This window comes from Flavobacterium sp. HSC-61S13, assembly GCF_024171535.1.
Classification (GTDB): domain Bacteria; phylum Bacteroidota; class Bacteroidia; order Flavobacteriales; family Flavobacteriaceae; genus Flavobacterium.
This window is the reverse complement of record NZ_JALJZV010000008.1, coordinates 138,346-148,813: the sequence shown is the minus strand read 5'-3', so window position 1 is coordinate 148,813 and position 10,468 is coordinate 138,346. Positions and strand designations below refer to the sequence as shown.

The 10,468-nt window shown below is 36.6% G+C and carries 6 protein-coding genes; 3 read left to right on the top strand and 3 right to left on the bottom strand.

Annotated elements, in window-relative coordinates:
* Positions 1-1,120: 1,120 nt before the first annotated feature.
* Positions 1,121-1,627, bottom strand: coding sequence for a GNAT family N-acetyltransferase (locus L1275_RS09955; RefSeq protein WP_253472321.1), 507 nt, complete (start codon positions 1,625-1,627; stop codon positions 1,121-1,123).
* Between the two features lie 17 nt (positions 1,628-1,644).
* Positions 1,645-3,885: a cation:proton antiporter gene (locus L1275_RS09950; protein WP_253472319.1), complete on the bottom strand. Its 2,241-nt coding sequence runs from the start codon at positions 3,883-3,885 to the stop codon at positions 1,645-1,647.
* A 623-nt stretch (positions 3,886-4,508) separates the two neighbouring features.
* Here L1275_RS09950 and L1275_RS09945 point away from each other — a divergent pair.
* Positions 4,509-7,493, top strand: coding sequence for a tail fiber domain-containing protein (locus tag L1275_RS09945; RefSeq protein WP_253472317.1), 2,985 nt, complete (start codon positions 4,509-4,511; stop codon positions 7,491-7,493).
* Between the two features lie 56 nt (positions 7,494-7,549).
* On the opposite strand, the gene L1275_RS09940 is transcribed toward L1275_RS09945, so the two are convergent.
* Positions 7,550-8,407 carry an SDR family NAD(P)-dependent oxidoreductase gene (locus L1275_RS09940; RefSeq protein ID WP_253472315.1) on the bottom strand — a complete coding sequence of 286 codons (858 nt, stop codon included), beginning with the start codon at positions 8,405-8,407 and terminating at the stop codon, positions 7,550-7,552.
* A gap of 171 nt (positions 8,408-8,578) precedes the next feature.
* Between L1275_RS09940 and L1275_RS09935 the strand changes: the two genes are divergently transcribed.
* Together L1275_RS09935 and L1275_RS09930 are read left to right on the top strand one after the other, a co-directional pair.
* On the top strand, positions 8,579-9,400 hold the full coding sequence (locus L1275_RS09935; RefSeq protein ID WP_253472313.1) for an AraC family transcriptional regulator: 822 nt from the start codon (positions 8,579-8,581) through the stop codon (positions 9,398-9,400).
* A gap of 202 nt (positions 9,401-9,602) precedes the next feature.
* Positions 9,603-10,463 (top strand): carboxymuconolactone decarboxylase family protein, encoded by an 861-nt coding sequence (locus tag L1275_RS09930; protein WP_253472311.1) that lies wholly within the window; start codon positions 9,603-9,605, stop codon positions 10,461-10,463.
* Positions 10,464-10,468 lie beyond the last annotated feature (5 nt).

Genomic DNA, 10,468 nt, shown 5'->3' with positions numbered 1-10,468 from the left:
AGTAGGCCTTTTTACCAGCATTCCTAATCTTTTGTTGTTTTATTTTGGAAGTTTTTTACGTGATTTTCTTAACACGCTAGTTACCGTAACTTTACACGTTGAAAGAAAATCGTAATTCGTGAGTCGGGATTGGTGATTCGAAGGTGATCGTTTGTGAAAAGCCGATTATTATAGTGATCAGTATGGTCGTGAATCGAAAATCGGGAGTCGAAGGTTATCGTTTATGAAAAGCCGATTGTTCTAGTGATCAGTAAACAGTGATCAGTGACTAGCACGTGAATCGAAAGTCGGGATTCGGGAGTCGAGGGTTTACGTTTAGGCAAAGTTACCTATATATATAGTAGTAAAAGATTCACACTAACCGACGAATCTCGATTTTCGACTAACGAATCTCGAATTAGTAAAGAGTGACTAGAGAGTTCAAGTTTATAAAAAGTATCTATATATGAGGAGTGAGAAATTAACAATAGCCGACGAATCTCGATTTTCGACTAACGAATAACGACCCCACTGATTACCGATTACTGATTACGCTGTTCGCAAGGAATGGGCTCGTACTTATGCAAACCCATCCATATATATAAGGTGTGAAAAATTCACGAGGAGACGAATCACGATTTTCGACTAACGAATAACGAATTAGCAAAGAGCAACTAGAGGGTTCAAGTTTATAGAAAATATCTATATATGAGGAGTAAGAAATTAACGATAGCCGACGAATCTCGATTTTCGACTAACGAATTACAAATCATGCCCCCACTGATTACCGATCACTGATGACTATTTCACTGATCTGCAATCTGCGGATACTCGGATGAGCAAATGCACGAATAGACATTCTTCTATATAAAATCCCTACTAAAAACAAAAAAAAACAAAGTACTTTACAATAAATTCACTAAAAACAAGTATCTTACAACAAATTTATCACCTATGGCAAAAGAACAAAGCCCCCGTAAAAGCGAAAAAAAAGTAGCTTTGAAAACGCCTGCTGAAAAGAAAGCAGAAAAAAGAGAGAAAAAAAATAAAAGAGGACAAGACTAAGTCCATAACCTTTATCAACAATCAAGGCCTTAACCGTTACGGTTAAGGCCTTAAGTTTTTTATTATAGCTGTTTTATTACTCTACAAGTCGTTTACCTAAAATTAATAAATCATATTCCTTTAAATCCATCGTGGCAATCTTAGGCATATTTCCCCAAACATTAAATCCCTGAGATAAAAAAAGTTTCAAACTGGGCTCGTTGTGAGCAAATACAAATCCCAAAATCGTTTTTACACCAAATTGTAACGCTTGACGCATACTGTATTGCAATATTTGTTTTCCATAACCTTTACCTCTATGTGATTCAGATATATAAATACTAATTTCTACTGTAGCATCATAAGCTGGTCTGCCATAAAAAGATTGAAAACTAACCCACGCCACCATTTGCCCCGACTCATTCTCAACAACCCATAACGGACGGTGGTAGGCATTGTGATTCTCAAACCAAACTTCACGGCTTTGCTCCGTAACCGGGCTCGTGTCTGCCGTAACCATCCTTGAAGCAATAGTCTCATTATAAATCGAAACGATTTCCAATAAATCTTCTCTTAAAGCATCTCTATAAACTATACTATTCATCACAGTTTTACAGCTTTTTATTTAATAAGTGCTTCGATTTGATTTTTATCACCAATCAACCAAAGAATATCCCCCTTCTGCAATACAAAATCAGACTCTGGATTAATGATTCGCTTTCCATCGCGTTCAATTCCCGCAACAATACTTCGAATCTTATCCCTCATCTCTGTTTCCCGAATCGTTTTACCAATAAAATATTCGTTATTCAACTCGATTTTTTGTAGAATAATATCATTGTTTTCAATCGAACTCAAATTATTAGCATTCAAATACTTTTCAAACATTTCAATTTGCTCATCTGTACCGATTACATAGACAATATCCTTAGGGAATAATCTATCATATCGGGTAGGTACATTTAAAGACAACTCCCCACGTTTGATAATCGCAATATTAACACCTATGGTTTCTCTTAATTTCAAATCAAATAAGGTCTTACCAGCTAAAGCAGATTCCTGAGGAATCTCAAATGTAGTCATATGTCCATCCCAAGGCGTTAGACTGCTTTTATTTCTCACTGCCTCTGAAAGCTCGCGACTATTTAAGTTTTCAATAAATCTACTGGCAATCTTTAAGTACAGCGCTTGTAGTTTTTTCGGAAACAAGAACATAGTGATCAATAACACAACCAACATTATAAAAGTCACCAACGGAGAGAAAAACAGATTGATTATAAACCCGATGAAAAATGCCGCTAACAATATTCTAAACACCAACATAATGATGACAGGTGTTTTGTATTTTCGATCTTTTTTGATTTCATCCAGTGGTTTTTTACCTACTTTTTGAAGCCCTAAAGCCCATAAAAAAGGACCGGCAATCACGATGGATAAAAAACAGAAGAAGATTCGCTCCCAAACCGTATCCGCCATCGGTCTTAAAAATCGCAATGCCATAATCGCAATACCAATTACTATAACTGAATGCAATACAATATGAAGGGCATTCGCCTGGATATATAATTTCCAATTACTCGTAGTTTTGATACCTTGTGTATTGGAGCTGTATTGCTCGATTCGATCCTGAATGTTTTGCGGAATAATCTTTTGTAAAGCCAAATAAGCCGGTACTGATTTTTTGATCAAAAACGGCGTTGTAAAAGTTGTAATAGCCGACACCGCAACGATGATGGGATATAAAAACTCACTGATAACTCCTAAAGTCATCCCTAAAGTAGCAATAATAAAAGAAAACTCTCCAATTTGCGCCAAACTCATTCCCGCTTGCACAGATTGTTTTAATGGTTGACCGGATATTAACGCCCCCATCGTTGTTGACAAGGCTTTTCCAAGAATAGTAACCACTGTTATGATCACTACAGGTAGAGCGTATTCTTTTAAAGTATCAATATTAATCAACATACCGACTGATACAAAAAACACCGCTCCAAATAAATCTTTTACCGGCTTGATGATATGCTCAATCTGTTCAGCCTTGGTGGTTTCCGCGATGATAGACCCCATGATAAAAGCTCCCAAAGCCGGAGAAAACCCTGCACTAGTAGCCAACATCACCATCATCAGACACAAAGCTAGGGAAACAATCAACAGGGTTTCGTCGGTCAACAAGGGTTTTACCTTCTTTAAAAGTGTTGGAATCAAGAAGATTCCCCCCAAAAACCAAAGGATTAAAAAGAAAATTAACTTTAAACTGGATTCCAGCAAAGCAATTCCCGAAAAATTCTGGGATACCGATATGGTAGCCAATAATACCATCAGTAAAATTGCAACGATATCTTCTATGATCAGCGTTCCGAAGACGACACCAGCAAATTTTTGAGATTTCACACCAAGCTCATCAAAGGCTCTTAAAATTATGGTTGTGGACGACATCGATAACATCGCCCCTAAAAATATACTATCAATTTGACGCCAGCCGAGCAGCATACCGACCAAATACCCGATGACGATCATTGAAACAATTTGAACACCGGCTGTAATGGAAGCGGTTCCACCAACCTTCATCAATTTCTTAAAACTAAATTCTAGCCCTAAACTAAACAACAAAATAATAACACCAATTTCAGCCCATACCTCGACGTTACCTATCTCCTTAACTGTTGGAAATAAAGTAAAATGCGGTCCAGCTAAAAACCCAGCAATCAAATAACCCAACACCAAGGGTTGCTTAATCTTTTTAAACAACAAAATTGCTACTCCCGCTGTCATCAAAATCAATCCCAAGTCACTAATTAAAGGATACAGATGATGTGATAAATCAGTTGTTTTTTCTGCCAGTGTATTTAATTCTTCATTCATATTATCTAGAGAACGGATTTTAAAGTTTTTGGTTAAGTTGTTTTACTTTTAACATAAAGTTTTTTAAAAGTAAGAAAGATGTCGTCAAATAAGCCTATAAAGCCTAACAATTCTTCTTTATTATAATATAAAAGGCAACGACTTTTAATTTTCAAGATGAAAAAACCAAATTTAGTGATTTCTATTTTGATTCTTCATAAACTAATCTAAAAATTAGGTATAAAATAGTATAATATCCATTTAATAACGACAGAGATGTTTACGACTGTTCTATACCTATCACCTACTACTAAATGCTATCTCTTGGGAAATAATAAAACTACAGATAGCAAGCCCAAATAGCATTAGCTTACATAGAGACCATTCACAACAAAATATCTAATCTTGTCCATACAAACAGAGGTTTGTAATATCTATATGTAATATAACAACCTTTTGCGACAAAACTATAACTTGACAAACCACAAAACATACCTTAATTCGCTATTCGTAAGTTCAAAATATTATTTTTGTACATAATATCATTTTGAGTTAGAAAAACGGCGTAATCAGTATACGCTTCTGTCTGTTAGTGATTCATATTATCTTGTATTTCACACTTAGAATTCGTCTTATTTAAACTTATGAAATTAAACCTACTACTATTGTTGTCATTAGTATCCTTTTCCATTCATGCACAAACGGGTATTGGTACGACTACACCACATCCGTCCTCAATTTTAGAAATATACAGCAAAAACAAAGGAATATTACCGCCTCGAATAGCCTTAAAGTCACTTGACGATCAAAATACAATTACGGCACCATCCGCAGCCTTACTGATATACAATACAACTTTAACTACAGATTTAAGTCCGGGTTATTACTATTGGAGTGATGCCAATTCACTCTGGACGAGATTATTAGATAAATCCATTCCATCATGGAGTTTAGATGGAAATGCACAAACCTCCAAACTCGTTAATTTTCTGGGAACGACAGATGATCAGGATTTGATTTTTAAAAGAAATAAGATCACTGCGGGCATCCTCCACTCCCACAGCACGAGTTACGGTGTAGGAGCTTTAATAGTGTCATCATTCAACACCGAAAGCAAAAACACCGCTATCGGAAATTATAGTCTAAACAAAAATACGGATGGACAACAAAACACCGGCCTTGGCTATCAGACTCTAAACAATAACACCCTCGGGAACAGCAATACAGCCATAGGAAGTCATGTGCTTTTTAAAAACATATTGGGAGAGAAAAACACAGCAACTGGAGCACTTTCTCTTTCTGAAAATACCGCCGGAAATCGCAATACGGCTTATGGATATCAGGCATTACTTTCCAATACTACAGGTTCGAGAAACGTATCTATGGGTGACGGCGCATTATATTCCAATACGGTAGGTAATCGGAATGTTGGCTTAGGTAATGATGCGTTGCGAGCCAATACCAAAGGTAGTGACAATGTAGCGATAGGTTTTCTGACAGGGACAAGTTTGAATATGCTCAATGAATCTGAAGGTCGAAACACCTTTATCGGCAGCGCAACAGCGATTGGTATAGTGACTGGCAAATCCAATACGATTATTGGAGCCAATGTCGCTGCTTTGAATTCGAATCTTTCGAATACCGTTATTTTAGCCGACGGCGATGGCAATCGTCGCGTCTATATTAATGAGAAAGGTAATGTAGGTATGGGAACGAGTATACCCTCCGAATCAGCCGCATTGGACTTATCCAGTAGTGATAAAGGGTTTTTAATGCCTCGGGTTAATTTAACTAGTTCAACCGATATCACAACTATACCCTCACCATCCAATGCGCTTTTGATTTACAATCAAAGCAAAGCAGGCGATATCAATCCCGGTTATTATTATTGGACGAGTACTCCTGCTCGCTGGAATAAACTCATCGACAGTACTGTCCCTGTTTACGGTTGGAGTGTCACCGGTAATGCCAACAGCAATCCCGCAACAGATTTCTTAGGAACCACAGACGACAAAGATTTGATTTTTAAGAGATATAATGTACAAGGTGGTCGGATATCTACGGGAAATACCGCATTTGGAAATGCAGCCTTACAATACAACGGTGTTGGAGTTGGGAATATTGGTATTGGAAATTCTGTATTAAAAATCAATGTCGATGGAAACTACAATAGCGCTGTCGGTTATGAAGCTTTAGCCTTTAATAGAACCGGCAGTAATAATGTTGCTCATGGTTATCATACTCTTTATGCCAATACGGAAGGGCACGGTAATATCGCTATCGGCTATAACAGTTTATCAAAAAATACTCGAGGATATTCCAATACAGCCATTGGAATTGAAGCACTATTATCTAATGAAATCGCAATAAACAACACAGCCATTGGAGCATCAGCACTGTCAAACAATACAGCAAATGACAATACCGCTATAGGTTCTGGAGCTCTTTTTTCCAACACAACAGGACGTTCCAATACAGCAATCGGACGTTTTTCTTCCAATTATAGCACTACCGCTGACAACAATACTGTATTGGGTCACCAAGCTTTTTACAATAATATCGCGAGTTCCTATAATGTAATCATTGGACAAATGGCAGGATATGATATCAATAGTACCACTAAAACTGATGGCCGAAACACTTTTATTGGTTCTAATACGGGTCGCGGTATAACAACTGGAAAAAACAATACCATTATTGGTGCATTGGTGCGCCAACTGCCCGAAAACTTATCCAACAACATCATTATAGCTGATGGAGATGGTAATCGTCGTATTAATATCAACGAAAAGGGAAATGTTGGAATAGGAACCGATAATCCCTTGTTTCCTCTACACGTCGAATCAAAAACCGCTGCATGGCCATCTACTGCTAAAATCTTAAACTACTACGGTATAGCCCCTACAGCTATGGCTACTCCCACGGGAACTGAAGCAACATATATGAATTACAACAACAATATCGGCGACTTTAATACCAATACTTCGATTTATGCTGACGGTAATATCATTGCAATCGGTAAATTAAGCGTTGCACAAACTTCTATTTTCTCAGATCAACGGATTAAAAATATTCTTGGAAAATCAGATTCTGCAAAAGACTTACTGACCTTAAGCCAAATTCAAATTACAGACTATACCATGAGAGATGAAGTTTTGTACGGCAAAAAATCATACAAAAAAGTGATCGCCCAACAAGTAGAAGATATTTATCCCATAGCCATTAGTACAAGTGATGTTAAAACATTTATTCCAAATATCTATCAGATGGCAACCACAAATGACAACACCTTGCACTTTTCCTCCAAATTTGAAATTGATCCGACTGCTACGCGATTAAAAGTATTTCTTCAAGATCGTGAAATCATTGTGGATATCCTTTCCATCTCAGAAAATCAGATAAAAATCGCTGAATCAAAAACAGTTTTACCGAATCAATTATTTGTATATGGAACAGAAGTACAAGATTTGAAAACCGTGGACTACGATGCGCTTTCCATGCTAAACATTTCAGCAACTCAAGAACTAGCATCTCGTTTATTTCAATTGGAAACTGAAAATCAAAACATCAAAAAAATCAATGAAGAGTTTGAAAAACGCTTAAAAAAATTAGAACTTTTAATTAAATAAATCTCTATCCTTACAATCAATAAGCCGATTCTGACAGTGAAACGGCTTATTGATTTTTAAAACGCTACGGAATGTGTAATATCCTTCCACGCATGGGCAATTTGTTCGGGAGTCTCACACGCACTCCCCAGTATATCCATCGGATAAGCAACCCCTTCTCTTTCTGTCCATTTTACTGCATAGAAATGTCCATTTGCTGCCCTAAGTATATAGCCAGAGTCTATACAGTCGGGCGATACCAAATACAATACTCCTGTTGCAATTTGAGCGGGTTTTAAATTATCTGGTTCCCCTTCCACATTCCACATACGCGTTTTTGCCACAGGAGATACTGCATTGACTAAAATACCGTGCTCTTCACCTTCGACAGCTAAAATATTCATCAAACCAATTTGTGCCATTTTACCTATAGCATAGGGCCCCAAACCTTTTAATCCATATTCTTTATATATAGCCCGGTCAGAGGTTGTAAAAACCATACGACCATATTTTTGTTGCTTCATCACCGGAAATAGCGCTTTGGACAACCACGTCGGAATATACACATTGACATCAATACTGCGCTCTAAGAATTCCGATGTCAATTCTTCAATAGTTTGATAAGCGACCCAACCCGCATTGTGAATTAATATATCTATCCTTCCAAATTTCTCAACAATTTGATCCACCAGATTCTGACAATGCTGCTCGTTGTTCAAATTGACATCCACCGCCCAAATCCGATCGGAATCCAAACTAATAGATTGCGCGGCCTGGTGAACCAATTCAGGATTATTACCCGTTCCATCTTTATCAACACCGTAATCCTGCATAATTATTACAGCTCCTCTGTCATATAATAGTTTGGCATATTCATAACCTACACCTCGAGCACTACCCGTAATTAAAGCAACTTGTTTATCTAACCGTATCATAATATTTTCATTTATTCAAAATTAATGATTTATTCAAGCCGTAAAACCTAAGAGCAAACATTAGCTTTTTTATTTACGGCCACAATGAGCAACACCTACATACGCTACTGACAACAAGTTAATTAACTCGAAAATTTTGTTTTATTTATAAATATTATCTATATTTATAATATGCTACAGGAATATAATATAGCAGCTATAGTCCCAATTACCCAACGACAACAGTCCCTCTATGTTGCTCGATTTGAACACACCGAAGATCCAGATATCACTTGGCCTCATCGCCACGCTTTCTACTCTATTGTCTGGTTCACTTCAGGTAATGGACTTTATGTTGTTGATTTTGAAGAATATCAAATTCAACCCAATAGAATTTTCTTAATGAGTCCTAAACAAATTCACAATTGGACTTTCTCAAAAAACAGCAAGGGCTACATCGTATTGATAGACCAAATCTTTAGCCCTATTTTTCAAGATGATTTCTCGACATCCTATATTGATATTCACGATAAAAAAACAATTCGTCTGTTCATTGATTTACACGAAAACTTAATCGATCAATGCAGTAGAAAAGATCTTTTATCCCAAAAGATCCTTATGGCAGGGATTCAGTATTACAGTTCAGCAATTCAACAAATTATATTCGATAGCAGTCAACCTCCGAGAAAAGCAGATTCACAAATAGTATCTTATAAAAAACTTATTTTATCCGATACTTCAAAAATTAAAGCTTTAAGTTACTATGCCGACAAACTAAAGATAACAACTAGCGAATTAAATAAGCGATGCAAACAAGTAACGGGTCTAACCGCAAAGCAATATTTACTAGATCTTAAAATTACAGAGGCAAAACGACTTTTTATTTATACCGATCAAAATATCAATCAGATCTCATTTGAAATAGGTTTTGAAGATCCCTCCTATTTTACGCGAATATTTAAAAAGAAAGTGGGAATGACCTCGCAATTGTTTATTAAAAAGTACCGATTATAACACTAAAAGTCCTAATAATAAGACTCGCTAACGCATTATATTTGATTTTATATCAGTGCGGGAAAATTGATTATAGTTTCCATTTGGAATCATCGTAAAGGATTCTAAATTCAATTAGTTGTTTATTATTTAAGCGAAGAAAGAGCAAATCGAACTTAAACAATTGATTAACGCACGTTCAATTATAAAAAAAAAATCATCTATGAGAAATCAACTCTTATTACTGATCTTGTTTTATCCCTTGTTAACTTATTCGCAAATCATTATGACCAAAAAAAGTGAGCTGTATCAAATTGGCTGGAATAAATTAGAACAAATCGATGGCGAAGCAGGATTGCAAGTAGTTCAGAACTTGCAAGATATATCACCAGAACTCAGCGATTATATTATCGAATATGCTTTTGGCAATGTGTATAATGAACAACATCTCACTGACAAACAAAAAGAAATTGTTGCGCTATGCTCATTGATTGCTCAACGGGCTGTACCCGAAATAAAAGTTCACTTACACGGCGCATTAAATACAGGAAATACAGTAATTGAATTGAAAGATATTATTTTACAGATGTCCATTTACACCGGCTTTCCAAAGAGTATCACTGCGATGAAGTTACTAAAAGAAGTTCTGGAGGAACGCGTTAACAAAGGTATAGTCGATATCATGGGAACACCATTAGTTTTTGATGAGTCAACAAGTAGACGGGACAACGGATCGACTCAATTAGCAATTTTAGACCCGCTACAAGAACAGAGACTCTACGATCTATTAGGTGAATCCTCACCTGCTTTAATCCGGTTCACTATGGAACACGCCTTTGGAGATATATATGCCAAGAGCACACTCGATTCAAAATCCAAACAGCTTGCGACCATAGCCGCATTGGCCACCTTAGGAAATGCTGTCGATCAATTAAAGTTTCATATTAACGCCGGACTACAAGTTGGATTAACAACTGCTCAAATCAATGAGATCATGTTACTAATGACCGTATATGCTGGTTTTCCCGCTGCATTTAATGGGGTAAATGCTTTAAATGCCGTAGTGGAAGCACAGAATAAATAGTAAAT